The sequence below is a fragment of the Trueperella pecoris genome (assembly GCF_014926385.1).
Classification (GTDB): Bacteria; Actinomycetota; Actinomycetes; order Actinomycetales; family Actinomycetaceae; genus Trueperella; species Trueperella pecoris.
The window spans coordinates 135227-151729 of sequence record NZ_CP053291.1 but is presented as its reverse complement, the minus strand read 5'-3'; the positions used below and the strand labels follow the sequence as shown (position 1 = coordinate 151729).

16 protein-coding genes and 1 tRNA gene are annotated in these 16503 nt (G+C 61.2%); 8 read left to right on the top strand and 9 right to left on the bottom strand.

Going from position 1 to position 16503, the window contains the following annotated elements; all coding sequences use genetic code 11:
• Positions 1 to 46: 46 nt before the first annotated feature.
• Positions 47 to 949, bottom strand: a complete 903-nt coding sequence (locus HLG82_RS00720) for an ABC transporter substrate-binding protein (protein ID WP_216858947.1) — start codon at positions 947 to 949, stop codon at positions 47 to 49.
• A 122-nt stretch (positions 950 to 1071) separates the two neighbouring features.
• Between HLG82_RS00720 and HLG82_RS00715 the strand changes: the two genes are divergently transcribed.
• The 3 genes from HLG82_RS00715 to HLG82_RS00705 all read left to right on the top strand — a co-directional run bounded on the left by HLG82_RS00715 (position 1072) and on the right by HLG82_RS00705 (position 3046).
• Positions 1072 to 1269 (top strand): helix-turn-helix domain-containing protein, encoded by a 198-nt coding sequence (locus HLG82_RS00715; RefSeq protein ID WP_193326860.1) that lies wholly within the window; start codon positions 1072 to 1074, stop codon positions 1267 to 1269.
• The gene (locus HLG82_RS00710; RefSeq protein ID WP_193326859.1) at positions 1266 to 2222 is read left to right on the top strand and encodes an SRPBCC family protein; all 957 of its coding nucleotides are present in this window, start codon (positions 1266 to 1268) and stop codon (positions 2220 to 2222) included. Before HLG82_RS00715 ends, HLG82_RS00710 begins: the two co-directional genes overlap by 4 nt.
• 200 nt (positions 2223 to 2422) lie before the next feature.
• Positions 2423 to 3046, top strand: a complete 624-nt coding sequence (locus HLG82_RS00705) for an alpha/beta fold hydrolase (protein ID WP_223245691.1) — start codon at positions 2423 to 2425, stop codon at positions 3044 to 3046.
• A gap of 131 nt (positions 3047 to 3177) precedes the next feature.
• Here the strand turns inward: HLG82_RS00705 and HLG82_RS00700 are convergent, their stop codons facing one another.
• Positions 3178 to 3534: an iron ABC transporter gene (locus tag HLG82_RS00700; protein ID WP_129546581.1), complete on the bottom strand. Its 357-nt coding sequence runs from the start codon at positions 3532 to 3534 to the stop codon at positions 3178 to 3180.
• Positions 3535 to 3861: 327 nt separating this feature from the next.
• Entirely contained in the window at positions 3862 to 4710 is an 849-nt protein-coding gene (locus HLG82_RS00695; RefSeq protein WP_193326858.1) for a siderophore-interacting protein, read from the bottom strand.
• Between the two features lie 402 nt (positions 4711 to 5112).
• Here HLG82_RS00695 and HLG82_RS00690 point away from each other — a divergent pair, with 402 nt between their 5' ends.
• From HLG82_RS00690 to HLG82_RS00680, 3 genes are all read left to right on the top strand, one after another.
• The gene (locus HLG82_RS00690; RefSeq protein ID WP_255313949.1) at positions 5113 to 5355 is read left to right on the top strand and encodes a type II toxin-antitoxin system RelE/ParE family toxin; all 243 of its coding nucleotides are present in this window, start codon (positions 5113 to 5115) and stop codon (positions 5353 to 5355) included.
• Positions 5346 to 5639, top strand: a complete 294-nt coding sequence (locus HLG82_RS00685; RefSeq protein WP_193326857.1) for an addiction module antidote protein — start codon at positions 5346 to 5348, stop codon at positions 5637 to 5639. Before HLG82_RS00690 ends, HLG82_RS00685 begins: the two co-directional genes overlap by 10 nt.
• A gap of 106 nt (positions 5640 to 5745) precedes the next feature.
• Complete coding sequence (locus tag HLG82_RS00680; protein WP_193326856.1) at positions 5746 to 6162, top strand: SRPBCC family protein; 417 nt, start codon at positions 5746 to 5748, stop codon at positions 6160 to 6162.
• A gap of 263 nt (positions 6163 to 6425) precedes the next feature.
• Here HLG82_RS00680 and HLG82_RS00675 read toward each other — a convergent pair.
• From HLG82_RS00675 to HLG82_RS00660, 4 genes are all read right to left on the bottom strand, one after another.
• Positions 6426 to 6501: transfer RNA gene (locus HLG82_RS00675), tRNA-Ala, on the bottom strand.
• Between the two features lie 97 nt (positions 6502 to 6598).
• Entirely contained in the window at positions 6599 to 7306 is a 708-nt protein-coding gene (locus HLG82_RS00670) for an alpha/beta fold hydrolase (RefSeq protein WP_193326855.1), read from the bottom strand.
• Positions 7306 to 8295: a DUF6667 domain-containing protein gene (locus HLG82_RS00665; RefSeq protein WP_193326854.1), complete on the bottom strand. Its 990-nt coding sequence runs from the start codon at positions 8293 to 8295 to the stop codon at positions 7306 to 7308. Before HLG82_RS00665 ends, HLG82_RS00670 begins: the two co-directional genes overlap by 1 nt.
• A gap of 139 nt (positions 8296 to 8434) precedes the next feature.
• Entirely contained in the window at positions 8435 to 9649 is a 1215-nt protein-coding gene (locus tag HLG82_RS00660; RefSeq protein ID WP_193326853.1) for a molybdopterin molybdotransferase MoeA, read from the bottom strand.
• A gap of 82 nt (positions 9650 to 9731) precedes the next feature.
• Here HLG82_RS00660 and HLG82_RS00655 point away from each other — a divergent pair, with 82 nt between their 5' ends.
• Complete coding sequence (locus tag HLG82_RS00655) at positions 9732 to 10358, top strand: 5-formyltetrahydrofolate cyclo-ligase (RefSeq protein ID WP_193326852.1); 627 nt, start codon at positions 9732 to 9734, stop codon at positions 10356 to 10358.
• Between the two features lie 106 nt (positions 10359 to 10464).
• Positions 10465 to 11133 carry an SAF domain-containing protein gene (locus tag HLG82_RS00650; protein ID WP_193326851.1) on the top strand — a complete coding sequence of 223 codons (669 nt, stop codon included), beginning with the start codon at positions 10465 to 10467 and terminating at the stop codon, positions 11131 to 11133.
• Here the strand turns inward: HLG82_RS00650 and HLG82_RS00645 are convergent.
• Both HLG82_RS00645 and HLG82_RS00640 read right to left on the bottom strand, forming a co-directional pair.
• Complete coding sequence (locus HLG82_RS00645; protein ID WP_193326850.1) at positions 11130 to 11405, bottom strand: hypothetical protein; 276 nt, start codon at positions 11403 to 11405, stop codon at positions 11130 to 11132. The genes HLG82_RS00650 and HLG82_RS00645 overlap by 4 nt on opposite strands.
• The gene (locus tag HLG82_RS00640) at positions 11398 to 16416 is read right to left on the bottom strand and encodes a putative endonuclease domain-containing protein (RefSeq protein ID WP_193326849.1); all 5019 of its coding nucleotides are present in this window, start codon (positions 16414 to 16416) and stop codon (positions 11398 to 11400) included. Before HLG82_RS00640 ends, HLG82_RS00645 begins: the two co-directional genes overlap by 8 nt.
• Positions 16417 to 16503: the final 87 nt, after the last annotated feature.

Here is a 16503-nt window from a genome sequence, read left to right as displayed (position 1 = left end):
GATGCGGATAGCCTTCGCACGGTCCTGCTCCCCACGAGGAGAATCCTTAGGAATTGATGATGAGGTCGAGCATTGCCTCGGCGGCCAACGGCCCGCGCGAGCGCGACCAGGTGTCCTGCTCAACGTCAACGATCGTCGGCACGACGCTCGCGAAGGGGCTGGAGCGGAAGCCCTTCGTGTCGTTGTACAAGTACATGACGTCAAGCTTCATGTCCGGTAGCTTATCGCCGGTCAGCTCAGCGACGTCAGTCTTAGACTCGATGGCACTCTTTTCACCGTCGTAGCCGTAGTCGTACCCGGCGGCCGTCAGCAGCGAGCCGGGGAAGGAATCCTTGACCCACGTGTAGAGAGTGTTCTTCGACCAGCCGATTAAGGCCGCGCGCGTCCCCGGCGCCACCTTGGCCTTAGCTTCGGCGACCTTGGCCTCGATGCGCGCCCGGAATTCGGCCGCCTTCTCTTTTGCGCCGACCTTGGCGGCGACGTCGTCCATCGCATCCAACACGTCAGTGTACGTGGCGTCCGAATAGGCCGCTGTTGGGGCGATTTCCTTCAGCTGGTCCATAATGGCTCCCTGACGCGTGGGGCTTGCGAGAATCAGATCCGGCTCAAGAGACTGGATCACCTCGAGGTTGGGCTGCTTCGCCTGGCCGACCGAGGTGATGCCGTCGAGCTGTCCTTTGAGGGTGGCGGGCGCGGCGGACTTGCCGATTTCCACGATACCGACCGGCTTGATGCCGAGGACATGGAGGATCTCTTCGTAACGCCAATCGAGCGCGACGATCCGCATGGCGGTTGGCGCAGATGCGCTCGGCGTCGTGACTTCCGATGCGCCTTTGCCTCCGGCGCAGCCCGTAAGGAGGATGCCGAGGGCGAAGATCATCGAAATGAGGGCGGAACGACGCGGGCGGCGAACACCCTGGTCATGACGTGGCGATTTTTTATTTAGCATTCCGCAATGCTATTAGGGCACCCTAACTCATTGCAATTGTTCGAGGCGTTTCACACGGTTTGACGAACCACGATTAGCAACCAGGGCTGACAAGCAACCCCTTAACAACCTAAGTTGACAGCATGGAAGCAGGTGAAGTCATACAAACAGCCATGAACACACCCAGCCCCGAGCAGGGATTGCGCGCGGTGGTCGCGCTCCACGCCGGATATAGCTGGCAGCAGATCGCCGACATCCTCGGCGTGAGCCGCCAAGCCGCCCACAAGAAATATGCCAAACGAATCGACTCCAACATCCCCGTCCCGAAGAGAACCCGATGAGCATTATGGACAACCTTCACGCGATGACCTCCCTCGCCCGCACGAGCGTAGAGGAAGCCGCACGCTTCGGCCGGCTTGGCACCGCCGTCGACCACCTCCTCCTCGCCCTCACCCTCACGGACACCCCGGCCGGGCAGCTCCTGCGCACCCAAGGAGCGGCGTATGACGCAACCCTCGCCGCGATGCGCGACGCCGAGCAAGACGCCCTCGAAAGCATCGGAGTTACCCCGCCAGCGGAGCTTCTCCCTGCCGAGCCAACAACGACCGACGGCTTCACGGAACGCGCTCACCGTGTCTTTAAGAAAGCCAAGAATGTTAGGCCCGATTACCTCGCAATCCTCGAATCACTACTGTCCGAACCGAGCGGGACGATTACCACAATTCTCAGTCGTCTTGGCACGAGTGCCGAAGAACTTCGCACCGGGATCGCAAGCGTCGATGTTACGCAGTACCAGCACAAGGAAGGCAGCGCCGATCTCACAGCTGACTCTGGTCTTGCCGCCGCACGTGCCACGACGTCGTGCCCAGCAGCTATCGCCGTCGTCATCGACTATCTCAGCGATCCGAAGAACACCACAATGTGGGAGCCAAGCCTCCAAGGGCGCACGCTCGCCGCCGACGAGGGAGCTGAACAGTGGACAGCCCCGCCGTCCGGCAAGGGAACGCAATCACGAAGAGACTGCGCGATCCGCGTCATCCGGGAAACAAGCTCGGATGAGAGCATCCGCTGGCGTTTCGAACCAATAGGTGTTCTGCGTGCAAACATCATCCATGTCACGTTCACACTCATCCCAGACGGCGAGACCACCACCGTACAGATCGTCTTACGCTTCACCCCCATGGAGCGCCCACCGGTATTGCTGCGGCTGCTACGGAAGACAATCGGTTCTCCACTCGCACGCATGCACGCCGAGAGCATCAGTGGTGCGGTCAGTAGAGCTTTCCGCCCGTAAGCCGCCGCGCTCCTCGTTGGTACGCCGCCCGCAGGCTCGCGCTACCAGTGTCGCTTCTACTTGGGGCGCTCTTATTCGCTTTGGGCAGGCTATCACGGAAAGCAACCGGAACCATTTACAGCTACCTGCTGAGCATTAAACCATAGGCCTCGGGCAGGTTACCACCCTCTTTATCGGCACACGTCGTCTAAACTGATCTCATGCACACCCTCATTTTCCTCCATGGGCTCGGCGATTCCCCTACCGCATGGGACGAGGTTGTGGCGTCACCACTTTTAGCGGATTATCGGTGTCTAACACTGCCTCTTTTCGCTCCTGAGCTCCTCGATGGCTGGTCAATCGATAAAGCAACCGATATGCTCGCCACCAAAATGGGTGGAACGCCAGCCCACATTGTCGGCTTATCGTTGGGTGCGATTGTCGCCCTCAATACCGCAATCCGCTACCCACAACATGTGGCTTCGCTAGTCCTTTCGGCTCCGCAGGCAAAACTACCGGCCACCCTCATGCGAACTCAAAAGGTGCTCATGCGACTATTGCCGCAGAGAGTGATTTGCCCTCCGGAACTCACCAAAAGACAGCTAATCGCCATTTTGGATTCCTTAAATAATCTAGACCTAACGCCCGGACTATCGGATATCAACGCGCCAACCACCGTGGCATGCGGAGCGAAAGACAAGGCCAACCTGCGTGCATCACAGCGCACCGCGGCGGCAATCCCCAATGCTTCCTTGGAGATTATCGCTGACGCAAGCCACCAATGGCATACGCAGATGCCTCAGCGATTTGCTCAACTGATCGCACACCACCTTATCCACAGCTAATTGATCACGAACGTTTTTAAAGTACCCTGTTTAGTGCCCTGGGGCTGCACTTCAATCGGGCTAATGAAACTACTCGTCCCAGTGGCCCCTAAATTACCACATGATAGGCGAGCTGACTGTTTCCGAGGCCGTCAGCTGTCAGAGTTGGTGCGGTGGAAAAGCGCGCCAATAGCGTTCGCCACCATCGCGAGCACGCTGTAGGCCGCGCCGTAAATCAGCGCGGTGTAATTGAAGAATACGAACATCGGCAATAAGAAACACGCAATCGGGGCAAACACCCATAAAATACTCAGCCCTTCTTTGACTCCATCCCATGCCGCTAGAATGACGGTAACTGCAGGTAACAAAGCAAGCAAGGTGCCGAACAAGGCAGCCACGCCACCATCGTCCGCCACACGCTGCAAGCCAAAGGAAAGCGCAGACAGCACCATATAAGACACAAAAAGCAGGGCGATGCGGAGCCAAGTGTCCTTTGTTCCGAGTCTCATGATCTCTACTCTAGTGGGGAATCAGGCAGAAAACCGACAGAAGATGGAGGATTTTGAACCGCTGTTGGCGTACGCAAAGAATAGGCCGCAATCCCGCATCGAGCATCCATACTCCATTGCGCGGGTTCCGCAGATGACCACTTACTAGTCATCACAAGGGCGGCGTCCTGAAACGCCCACTGATACTACAGCTGGTTTCTTAGAGGATCTTAGGAGACCGCGACGAGAGTGTTGTATCCAGATGAGCAGCGCCACAAAACTATTTCACGGACGATACGCTAGAACCGCGTCTCTCGGAAGGGAGTGCGAGAAAATCTGGAGATGGTGTTATGGACGCGGCCTGCCCTTTCGCCAAAAACCGCTGGAGACAATGCTTGTACGAGGAAGCCCCCACTCTCTAGTCACGATCTTCTTTGCCTGACCGACAGTGCCACCCTCAGCACAAATCCACGCGAAATTGATATTGTCATGGGCGCTCGTTGCAAGCGCTGGAATCAGCGCACTTCCTGGATCTGCGTCACCGCGGTACACAACTGAGAAATCCTTCGGTGTGTCCGGCAGAATGTAGTCTTCGGACGGCACTTCAACCATCACCGTGAGTTTTACGCGAGCTAACTGGTTAACGCGAGCCGACTCCGCGATCGCAATCGCACCAGGCAGGCCTGTTTCATCGGCTAGCAACAGATGGTGACCGCTGTCTGGTGCAGCACCATAAAGAGCAGATCCTGAGATGAAACCCACCATATCGCCGAGTGCCACTCTCCTCACCCAAGAGGAACCGGGGCCGCCATGACCGGTATTGACAATGTCTACGACGAATTCGCCCTGCCCCGGCCGAGCCTGCCGAATGGTGTACCAACGCAACTCGGGCCGATCAGACTCGGGGATAGCCCTCAATTTTGAGCGAGGGTCCAAAGCCAACTCGGGCAATACAACGTCTCGGCCGGGTGGCGGCATAAGGAGCCCGAAGTACTCGTCGGGTCCCATGAGCTCAAATTCTTTGAAATCGGCACTGAAGAAGGTCATTCGCCGGAAGCTTGGGGTGACATCCTCTATACGGATGACTTTAGCGATAAACTGAATCGGTTCGTCTCGCTGGGGTGGCAGGGCCATAGCTTGGGAAGCTATTTTTGTGTATGTCTTAAGCAAGCCGTGGCCGAATCGTTTGTTAGACATGGCAATCAGCATAGCTTGCACGTATCTATCTTCAGAAGATAGATGGTTCACAGATTGTTAAGTGCATATCACTGGTATTGATGTACGCCATAGCTGGAATTTACTACGTGGTCGAATAGCGTTTCGAGGTGAGGAACCGGCAAAAGCCGAAAGAAAGCTCAGCTAACACTTTTTGATACACGCCAGATTTTGGGTGCAGGGGTGCAGTTGTGGGCACACGTCACGGATTTTAGAGCAGAGTGCTCCACAACTCCCTCAGCGGGAGAAGTCTCAACTCCTTACGATTCGTAATCCATTGTTCAAGTGTATCCGTCAGGATACACTTGAGGTGTGAAGATTCGGCAAACCGACGTGTATGCTCACTGGTTTCGCGAGCTAAAAGATGTCTAGGACAAGGCCCGAATCAATATTGCACTTCAGCGTTGCAAAATAGCTGGCGAAGTAGTGGGTGACGTCAAGCCGGTTGGTGATGGCGTTTTTGAGATGCGAATTCACGTTGGCCCCGGCTATCGGATTTACTACATGTCAAGAGGGAACCAACTTATGCTACTAGTCATTGGTGGTGATAGGTCCACCCAGCAGCGTGACATAACCAAAGCTAAACAGCTTGCAACAGAAATTATTAGGGAGGGATCATGGGAGTAAAAATCAGCACCTGGGATGCCAGCGAATACCTTGAAACCAAGGAAGATATTGCTGCCTACCTGAACGCGGCACTCGAAGAGGGTGACCCGACTCTCCTGCAGGTCGCACTTGGTGATGTCGCCAAAGCGCGTGGTGTGACCGCTATCGCGCGAGAAGCCGGTGTTGGACGCGAGTCTCTCTACAAGTCGCTTTCCGAAAACGGCAATCCGTCCTGGCAGACCATCACAAAGGTTCTCACTGCACTCGGGCTGAAGATCGAAGTCAAAGCCATTGCGTTAGCGTAAGTAAGAACTCAACCGTTGGCCTAACACCGTTGAGCAGATGCCTAACTTATTGCAATCAATCCTGCAACAATGGAGGTGTCGCGAACGGTGGGTAGATGGAGTAGATATGGGAAAGGTAGTTGCAGTTTGGGAAGAAGAACTTCCCTATACGCCCCATCAAATCCGGCAAGTCGTCACAGATTTAGCGAAATGGCAGTGGCGTAGCGATCTATCTGATTGCAAGGTTCTCGATGAACGCAGATTTATTGAGTTTCCCAAAAAGGGAAAACCGCTACGTTTCTGCACAACCCACTTCGAAGAACCTCACATATGGGAATTTCAGATTGATTCACCAGCCCTAACTGGCACGTGGAAAGGCACTTTCGATGCGACGGAAAATGACGGTTGTCTAGTCAAATTCATCGAAGACGTACAACCTCGCCAAAGATTAATGCCCAACTGGCTGGCAAAACGCTTTCTCACTGCCTACCAAGCCCAATATTTTCATGACCTACGAAATGAACTTCAATCGCGCTATAACTAGGTCTAATCCCTGACACCCAATGCCGTCAACACCTTTCATAACGGCCCTTGCACCCCTCAGACATCGATAACACAACTCTCTCACCCGAAAACGGCCGGCCATCTCATAAGAGCTCCACCCAAGTTGATGCATTGTTTTATTCCGGAGTGTTGTACACAGTTAGCTCTGCCTGCTGGAGAGCAGAACGCCTCTAGAGATTCAGAGACCATCGAAGACCGAGCATGATACCCTGCAACATGGTTCCTGTACGCGGTACATCACGTTGGTGGAGCTAAGGGGATTCGAACCCCTGACCTTCTCATTGCGAACGAGACGCGCTACCAACTGCGCCATAGCCCCTGTCCTGATGATCATAGCACCCCAAACGGGCTACCTTCACGCCAGCCCGAACGTCTACTAGGTCACGCCCGAATTCTGCGCCCGAGTTCCGCCGGCTTCACAAACGCCCGGCGAAGTCTGTCAGCCACGCCGCGAAGGCACTTGGGGCATACGCGTACCAGTCTTGCGAAGCCTCAGGCACGACGCCGTACTCCCAGCCCGCGTCCGCCGCCATGCCTTCAACCGTGTCGACAGCATTCACCGTGTTTCTCTGCGCCGCACCATTCTTGAGCGCCGTAGCTGCCTTCATGCCACCGCGGTCCTTTGCGGCAGCGACGGCCATGCGCGGCACCGAAAGGTCGGGTGCCACACCCGCAGCGTCCACGCCAACAATCGCATCGAGATACCTGCCGGCGTCGCCAGCATCCGCCGCGCATTCCTGCCCGCGCCGGATACGCACGCCCACCTTGAGGCGCACCGCTTCTGCCCTACTGACATGCAAACGCGGTCCGGAAAGGAACAAACCCGCCACCCGGCCCGGATGCTCGGCCGCGTATTGGATCGCCGCAATAGCACCCGTCCCCTCACCCACCACGAGAACCGGCTCCGTCAGCCCCATCATGGCCAGGTCACGGTTGATCTGGGCGAGCATAGCCTTCCTGCACGCTGCGGCGTCGGAGCCCGCCCGTGCCCCGGCGTCGTGCGTGCACACAGCGGCAAACAGATCCGGAGCGACGACGGCCCAGTGAGGGGGCAGGTGATCGGCCACGGCGCGCCAGACTCCCGGCGTGCGCTCGTGGCTATGCACAAAGGCGACGGCGTTCATTACGCGCGGCGGCGGTCCAACAGGGCGTCGAGGGTGGACCCGCCACCGAGGACGTCGGAGCGAAGTTCCTCGGCGCCTGTCATCTCGGGCGCCGCGTGGGGCGCTTCGAGCTGGGCGTCGCCCAGGCGCTCGCCGAGCTGGGTGGGACGGAACGGCACCTCCGCCTCGGGCGCCTCGGGCGCAACATAGGGCTTGACCGTGCGGCGCGTGGGCTTAAGTGTGTAGGACGGCGCCTCGACCGGGCGCGGGGTCGGCCGGGCCAGACGCTGCGCACGAGCCTCAGCCACGGCGGCGGTCCGCGCAACCGTGGTTTCCTTCACCGTTACCTTCGTAGCGCCCTTCACGGTATCCGCTGCCACATCCACGGGGTCGGGAGCGTGCTTCACGACGTCGTCGTGAGGGGCCCGCCCGGTCGTCTCGGCAGTCTTGGACGGGGCCTCGGGCTTCATCTTGCCAGCACGCAGGGCTTTGTTGGCCTTGGAGATGCGTTCGTCGTCGTCGGCGTTGAGGGAAGACCATGCCGAAACGAGGTAGCCGAAGCCGACGAGGTATACTCCGCCGACGGCCGTCGTCGCGATGGCGAAACCGCTCGATAGGCTGGTCGTGCCGGCGAGGATCCAGAGTATAACCGCGAGCGCCACGAGTGCGACACCGCCGGCGAAGCCGCGTTGCTGGTAGGCACCACGCTGGGCGATGCGGGCACGAGCGCGCGAACGATCACGGGCGATGGCGCGCATCTTGGCAGCGTCGGGACCGCGGGTGCCTGTGCGCCTGGTGGGTGTGCTCATTGTTCGCTCCGTTGTAAAGATTCTTCCGTGTTCGCCGCTGGCCTGGTTGAGCGTCCGGCCGGTGATCAGCCTCAGGTCTTCTGAGTAGCGTTCACCGATCGGTGCGTCCGCGAGGACGGCTCGCTTGCGGGTGATCTGGGGTACGACGTACACCATGAGGAACAACGCTCCTACGGCAACAACCGCCCCTTCGATACCCATGCACCCACGCTATGACGAAAGCGTGGCGATGCCTGAGAATTGGCGGGGCGTGTTGCTGAGGTAGCTAAGAAGACGCGTATTCCCACCCCGGAAATCCGGCATCCTTCACAATGGTCACATCCGTAGCCTGTGACGTTACCTAGCGTTCAAAGACGAGGCATTCGAGCGAGTCGCCCACCTGCACCACACGCTGGTCCTCCGGAACGATCGCCAGGCAATTCGCCTTCGCGAGCGCGCTCAAAAGCGGCCGTGCCGGCTCGCCCAACGGCTCGACGTTATAGCCCTCGTGAGGGTTGCCCACCACACGTGCGCGCACGAACTCCCTCGTCCCGGCCGGCGACTCCCAGCCCGCCAATGCGCGCGCCATGATGGAGCGGCGGTGGATGGTGGAATATCCAGCCATGTGCCGTAGCGCGGGGCGAATAAAGACCTCGAATGCCGTCATGGCAGCAACCGGCGAACCAGGCAGACAAAACACCGTGGTGTCCTCCTCGAGGCGGCCGACACCGAGTTGGCGCCCAGGAGCCATGGCGACGTTGTCGAAGCGGACGGTTCCGAGCGGGGAAAGCACTTCCTTGAGGGTGTCACCGCCGCCGTAAGACAGGCCGCCGGTGGTAATGATGATGTCAGCACGAACGATCTGATCTTCGAGCAGCTCGCGCAGCTCCCGCTTATCATCCGTGACGGCTCCCACACGGAAGACCTCAGCTCCGGCGTCGCGAATGGCGGACGAGAGGGCGTGCGAATTCGCGTCGTAGATCTTTCCGCGGGTGGCGGGCATGCCGGGCTCTTGTAGCTCGTCACCAATTGCCATGACGACGACGCGCGGAGCCGGATGAACCATCACCGTCGAGTGACCCGCCGATGCCAGCACCGCGATCTGGCGAGAGCCGATGCGGACGCCTGCTCGAAGCAGCACCTCGCCGGCTGAGAAGTCCTCCGATCGGCGTCGTATGTTCTGCCCCGGCTTCGCCTCTGCATACAGGCGGACCTCGGCCCGGCCCTGATCCGTGTCCTCGATCGCGATCACGGCCTCCGTGCCCGCCGGAAGAACGGCGCCCGACGAAATCCTCACCGCCGCGCGCTCCACCAAAGCCGTGGGATCAACCGTATCGGCGCGCACTTCTTCCACCATCGGCAACGTGACCGGATTGTCGCGGCTCGCCCCGACGACGTCGCCCACCCGCACCGCATACCCATCACGGGCGGCCAAGTCGGCCTGCGGGACGTCAACGAACGAACGCACATCTTCGGCGAGGACGCACCCCACGGCGTCGCTCAACGCCACAGCAAATGGGGGCAACGGCGTGGCCACTGCCAGGCATTCGGCGAGATGGTCGGCAACTGACTTCATGGGGCCTCCTCAAGACTGGGACTCAGTTTACCCGAGAGCGTAGAGCGCCGATGCGAAATCGCTTTCGTGAAACAATACAAGCATGTCCATCTCTCCGTTGAGCATTCCCGACACCTCTGCGGTGGACGTCGAGGAAGCCAAGCAGATTCTGCGCGCCGCCGTACGTGAGCACCGCAAGCAACGCAATAAACGTATGATCGCCGACGTCGAATCCCACTGGGTCGAGACGGCCATGGGTTTCGTGGGTTCGCGCGAGCTGGTCGCGTGCTACGTGTCAGTCAATCAGGAGCCGCCGACTCAGGCTCTACTCGGCGCTCTTCACGAGGCCGGAAAGCGTATTCTGCTGCCGAAGCTGGGCCCTGGGCTTTCGCGCGCCTGGGGTTTCTTCGAGCCCGGGACGTCGCTGGTGCAGATGGCACCCGGCCGGCCGCCGGAGCCTGAGGGCCAGGCCTTCGATAACGACATTCTCGACGAGGTCGAGGCGATGATTATCCCCGCTTTGGCCGTTTCCCATCAGGGCGCCCGTCTTGGTCAGGGCGGCGGGTGGTACGACCGCGCCCTCAAACGCGTATCCGCGAATGCACTGGTCGGGGCGATGATTTATCCCGAAGAGTTCATTTCGGAGGCGATCCCCCAGGACGACATGGACGTCTCCATCCCCTACGTCATTCAGCCCGCCGAGGTGGTGGCCACGTTCGCCACCCGGTAGCGGGCTTGACTGGCAGAAGTTTTCCACATCCAAACCAACGACGCCATAGCCCGGTTTTCGTCCACACCCCGCGGCGTGCGATGTGCCCACTTGGCACAATCGGGCCATGGCTCACTCTCACCCGAGGCGCAAGGCGCCGACAACCGCACGTTCCTCCTCCTTCCGCGCACTCTTGTGGCGGTGGCGGTGGGTGGGAGTGGCCATCCTCGTCATCCTCGTCATCCAAGCGCTCGCGCCCGTCAAGCCTGAGGTGCCGCGCTACGCCATCGTCGTCGCTGCCAAAGATATTGCCGGTGGGAGCCTCATCGGAAAAGGCGACGTTGAGATCTGGACCTCCACTGAAGACATCCCCGGCGCCGCTCACGAACTCGAGGCGGTGATCGGTGAGCACGCCGTTGCGCCCCTTGTGGCAGGGGCACCGGTGCAATCCTCCAACCTGCTCAACTCCGAGTTTCTTCGCAGCAGACACGACGGATCGGTCATCGCGGCACTCCCCATCGCGGACGCGGGCGGGCTGGCCATGGTCCAACCCGGGGTCAGGATCGACCTCTACGCCCCTCCCGGCGAATTCTCCGAGACGCAATCCGCTACCTTTCTTGCACGCGACGTCCTCGTAGCTGGAATCGCCACCACCAAGGGAACGAGTTCGTTCCTCGGCTCGACCGCGGACACGCGCGTGTTCTACGTGGCAGTTCCCAAGCCTGGGATCGAAAAGGTGCTCGGGGTGGCCGCCAAGTCCCCCGTCCATGCCGTCCTGTCCGGCCCGGTTAGTTAGATCTTGCCGAAATGTGGTGGCACTTCATTCAAGATCGCCCGGTCGTGCGGGCTCAGCTGCGAGGCGCCGGGCTTGTTGTAGCCGCTTGGCTTCGCCGATGGCGAGCCCTGATCCGTGGCGTGAAGAACCTCCTCGGCGGAGCCGTACTCGCCCGAAGCGATGCGCTTGGCATCCACCTCAGACAGCATGACGACGCGCCGCGAGCCCCGTCGGCGCACCGGCCTGCCGGCTGCGCCGACGGCGTCGTCGATCACGGGCTCGTTCTCAGTCACGATTCTCACCGAACGGATCGCCCTCGCCCACGTCTCGGCCGTCATGACCGACGGCCAGGCCGTCGCCACTCAGGTCCAGGGGGTCATCGCCGAGGTCCAAGCCGTCCTGGCGCTCCTCGACGATCTCGTAGTCCACCTTCATGTTGAAGGGATCGTCCACCTGGGAGCCCCGCGGCTCCGAAACGGACCCCGGGTCGGCGGCTTCGTTGTCCTGACCGATGTTATCGTTGGCGTGCTCGTTAGCTTGCTCGTTGGCGTGCTCGTCGTCCTGGCCGGCGGCTTCGTTGTCTTGGCCGATGTTGTCGTTGGCGTGCTCGTTGGCGTTCTCGTCGCGCTGAACAACGTCGTCGCTAGCAAGGCTCTGCTCCGCCTCCTCAGACATGGCCTGCGTAGGAAGCGAATCGTCGGCGTCGGTCTCAACGTCGTGCGCGATATCGGCGGCATCGACGTCGTCATCTGCGCTCGGACCCGCGAGCTCTGCCTCGACGCCCTCCGGCATGCCAGGCGCGGCGACTGCCGGCTCATGTGCAACGGCGACGTGATCACCCGTCGGCTCAAGGCCCTGCTTCGGCTCGGTGTCGACGATGTTGGCTGCTACTCCCACCAGACCAGAGCGGCGCGCAACGTTGCGGAGGATGATATCCACCTGTTCACCGCGGCGTTCAATGCCGAGCTCGGAACGCAGGTCGTAGACCAGCTCGTCCTCTCCTCGCACCAAACCGTCGGATGCGATCCAGGCGATCATGTCATCCAACTGGTCATCGGTGTAAGCAGCCAAGCTCAAGCCGGGAATCACGTCCGGGCGGGCCAAACGGCGGCGTGCCACGGGAGCATCATCAATGCCCACGGCAAACCGCTGCGCAGCTTCCTGTTCCTCCAACTGCGGCGCCTGTGCGACCTCTGAGCCGTCCTCGGTCATCATCGGGACATGAACCGGCTCCGGCTCCGCCTCCAGGTGGCGCGCCCGCAATAGTGCCTCGATGGCCGATACCTGGCCAGCCGGGTCGATGAAGAGCGAGCTCGAGAACGTCTGGAAGACGGCCCAGCCCCTCGCCTGCAAGGCATAGATCCAGAACCGGTCACGGCGTCGTAACGACCGCTCGGCGACGTAAGCCTCGTCGTCCAAGACCACCGCGACCGTGAAGATACCATCCTTACCCACCACAAGCGGAATGCGCGGGGCATCCTCGTAACCATAGCTGGCCCGCGTGTCCCACCCATGTGCGCGCAGGCGCGCCGCGACATCCGCCAGTAGCGGAGCCACCTCCTCCTCATAGGTCACCTTGGTGGCCTCGGAGCCGTCGGCATCCTCGATGAGGCGTGCAAGCAACTTGGGGCCTGGAGTCGAAACTCGGCGCGTGTCGATGTCGCCGGGGCCAAGCGCGGAAATCACCGTCAAGTCCGATCCGGCGGCCGCGATCGCATCGATCAAGCCCGCTAGACCGGACGGCGTCGCGAGCGCACCAAACGTGTGCAACACGCGACCGTGAACGGTTTTGCCGTAGCCGACCGAAAGAATCACGTGGTCACGCTTGAGGCCCGAAGCGCGCGTGATATCGGTGATGACGAACTTCTTCAGCCTCTTCACGTCATTCGAATCGGCAGCAATGATCGCCTCCCGGACGCGGCTAGCATGCGCCACCGAGAGAGTAACAACGGCGAGCGTCTCGCCCGGGCGGGAGATTGCGTGTTCAATCACCGCGTCCACCACGGCGTCGACCTCCACCTGGGTCGATTCGACGGCCCCATCCCCGGAAGAACCAGGGACGCCACGGCCGTCAACGTATATCAGGCGCGATGCCCGGCCTGCATGAACGGACGGAATCGCGTCGAGGTCGTAGCCGATCTCCTTCAGCGCATACGTCGACAGGGCGTCATGCTCCGCCTGGAACGTCGGCAACTCCGCGACGGGCAACACATCTTCGAAGATTCGCATCGCCTCCGAACCCGGGCGACGCAAGTCACTGACCACAACCGCCTGGCGGCCACGCATCATCGGCGAAATCAGTGGCGCTACGGCGTCGCTGGCCTCCACGATCGCAAGGTCAGCCCACGGCATCGGGGGAATAAACTCCGCCAACACGTTTGGCGGAACAACCCAGACGGGACGCGCGCTTTGAACCAGGCGAGAATAGGTGGCGATCGCATCGCGCAGACCAGCCGTGCCGTGCTCGGCCAACGCCTCGTCGAGGCGCAACGTGTCCTGACGCCGCGCCTGCATCGCCGCGCGTGCATTGTTGACAACCGCCCGCAGAACAGGCCCGGACAGGGTCCGGGTATGGGCGCGGTCGAGCTCGCGGAACTGCTCGAGCAGGTCGGCGATATCCCGCGGCCCCAGGCTCGCCACCGTCGGCGACTTCAAGATCATCTCCTCGAACACTGCGCTCGTGTAGGCCAGGTCGAGTTCGCCTCCAATCCTGTCGGTCGCCACACCGCGCACAACCATATCCTCGAGGAAGGTGCCAAACCCGCGCTCCCGCAACGAAGCAAGGGTGGCGTTGCGCTCGGGAAGAGTGGACATGTGCCCGGCGTCCTTCACCAGTGCAGCCAATCGCTCCTGAAGGTCTTCGAATTCCATGTCGAAGAATGCTTCTCCGCCCAGGAAGCCCGAAAGCGATTCGAGGTCGCGCTGGACTTCGGCGCGCGTGGCGCGGATCTGGGCGAGCCCATCGGGAAGCGTCGGCCAGCCACCCTCCGGGCTGTACCGGCGCCACACCTCACGGCGCTCCTGAACCTTCAGCAGCTCCTCGTGCAGATTCGCGGTCGATTCACCGGGCCGAACAAGGTCGAGCGCCTGCTTCTTGTATCGACGCCGATCCGACATCTTCATCGAGTGTCCATGCTCGTCACGCCACTCCTTCGAGGCTGTGGCGACGGCAAGATTCATCGGCGACGTCTCGAAAACCTGCGGCAGGAATGTATCCAGGGAATCGGCGATGCCATCAAGGACATCGATCTGCTCGAACCACTCAGCCAACGACTTCGGCTGCTTCATCGAAGTCTCCCCCGCCGCGCGCGAGGACTGACTGATCGCCGCGGGAACCGTGATGTCGTTGAGCCGTCGAACCTCGTCGAGAGCCTTCTGCCCGTCGGTGGCGTTCGAAATCGTCGACGCTGCCCACGCCGACCGCGCAATCGCCGGATCGAACGCATCCAATTCGGCCGCGCGATCCAGATCGGCGAGGATCGAATCCACGCCCTCGTGCTTCATGACACGAACCGCGGTCTTCCCCAGGCGCACCCGCGTCTGGGGTGCGTCAGGCTTAGCCATGAGCGCCGCCAGCTTTTCGAGCAGGTCATGGACCGAGGTAGACCAGGTTTCGTCCTCGTGATGGAGGTCGCGGACGAACGTTTCGAGCTGGCGGCGGACCGAGACGAGCTTCGAGCGCAGCTCAATCGTCTCGTCCGTTGGAAGGTGCGGGCTGGCGAGGCGCAATCCCGTCCGAATCCGCTGGGCGACCTTCTCCACGGCGGAGAAGTCAAGAACGAGATCCCCCAGGCCTAGCCTTTCCAGCTCTTCAATCAGCTGGCGTCCAGACGAGAGCCGCGCAGGCACGACGACGATCGACCGATTCGACGCCGCCGCATCTGCACATATCGACGCCATTGTTTGAACGCGCTGCGATCCGGGCGGACAGTCCACCACGATCGAGCGCCCGGAGGCCACGGCCTCGACGGCGTTGAGCTCAGCAACGTCAAGATCGCCGGCACCCCGCTCGACCTCAGGCGCGCGATCCTCGTCCCCGCCCGGAGGCAGGGGTGCAGCCGATAGCCTGCGGGTCTCCTGGTCGCCCGCGAGCGCCATCATAATTCCCGAGGTGCGAATATACGGCTCCATCGCCTCCAGGTCGGCGAGCATCGTGCGCTCCGGCCGCGCGAAGCACCCCAAAAGAACCTCGTTCTCGTAGGCAAAACCGGGCAGGTACATCTTGCCGTAGGTAATCACAAGATCTAAGAGCGCGTCGAGATCCTCGGCCGTCGCCGCAGAATTTCGCAGGTGAGCCACGTGCTCGGCAGTGGCCCCGTTCTCCCTCAAGGCACGCATGAGGGCCGGGTTGATTTCGGTGTGGTTGAGCTGCCGGACGACGGCGTCGCCACCGTCAACGAACTCAAGCGAGACCGCGCGGAAGATCGCCGGCTCGGAAACCTCAACCGCCTCTCGCGGTTCCTCGCCGCGCCCCGCTGGCGTTTCCGCGTGCTCCGCGTGCGCTCCGGCACTGACGCCCGCGGACCCGGTGGCACCGTTGGTGTTCGGGGCGTCTGCGGCGTGCAAAGCGCCTGCGGCGTCGACGGTTTGTGCCTCGTCGAGGTCGGATGCTCTCGCGTCGTCGGACGCGGCTCCGCCGCCGCCCGTCGTGCTGCTACCGGCCATGTCGCCGCCAGCAACCCCGTCAGCGAGCTCCGTGCCAGGCGCGATCTCTTCGAAAGCCGCCATGGCGGCGTCGTCAACCATCGGGAATACGGCGGTGAGCTCGCTAAATTCCACGTTGGTTGGGGTGTCGGAGGAGATTTGCGGCAATTCAGTCCACGTCAGTTTCCCGACGCTCATCGACACCGGCGCATGCCCATACATCTCGGCAATCCGCTGAGTCGTGGCACGAAGCCGGCGCACGTTGTTCATGGCCCGCACCTGCGCGAAACGCTCACGAACCAGCGACGTGATCCGGACCGACGAGCCCGACGAAAACGCCGCAAAACCCGTCGGATGTGGATGGGTCAGATCCACAATTCCATTCGCCTCGTCCGAGGTGGTTTCGTCAGCCTTCTGTGCGCGTTGGGCCAGGTCCGAGTGCCACGAAGAGTAAGCCTCGTCGAGGAGTTCTTCGCGCGTGCGCGTGGGAGCAGGTGCCGGAATGCTGGCATCCGCTGCCCCACTGGGCCTTGCCAAATCGTCTGGCGAGGCCGCGCCGAGTTGTGACTCGGCGGTCGCGGCGGACCTCCGGTCGGCGTTCGACGCGCCAGGGTGATTCACCGGCGGCTGAGACTTCTTGCGTTTAAAAAATGGGCTCACACCTTTACCGTACCGATAACGCCCATCACACCGATAGACGCGCGCCGAAATCTGCGAGGGCGTCCCTGGCTGGGGAGCTCGAAACCA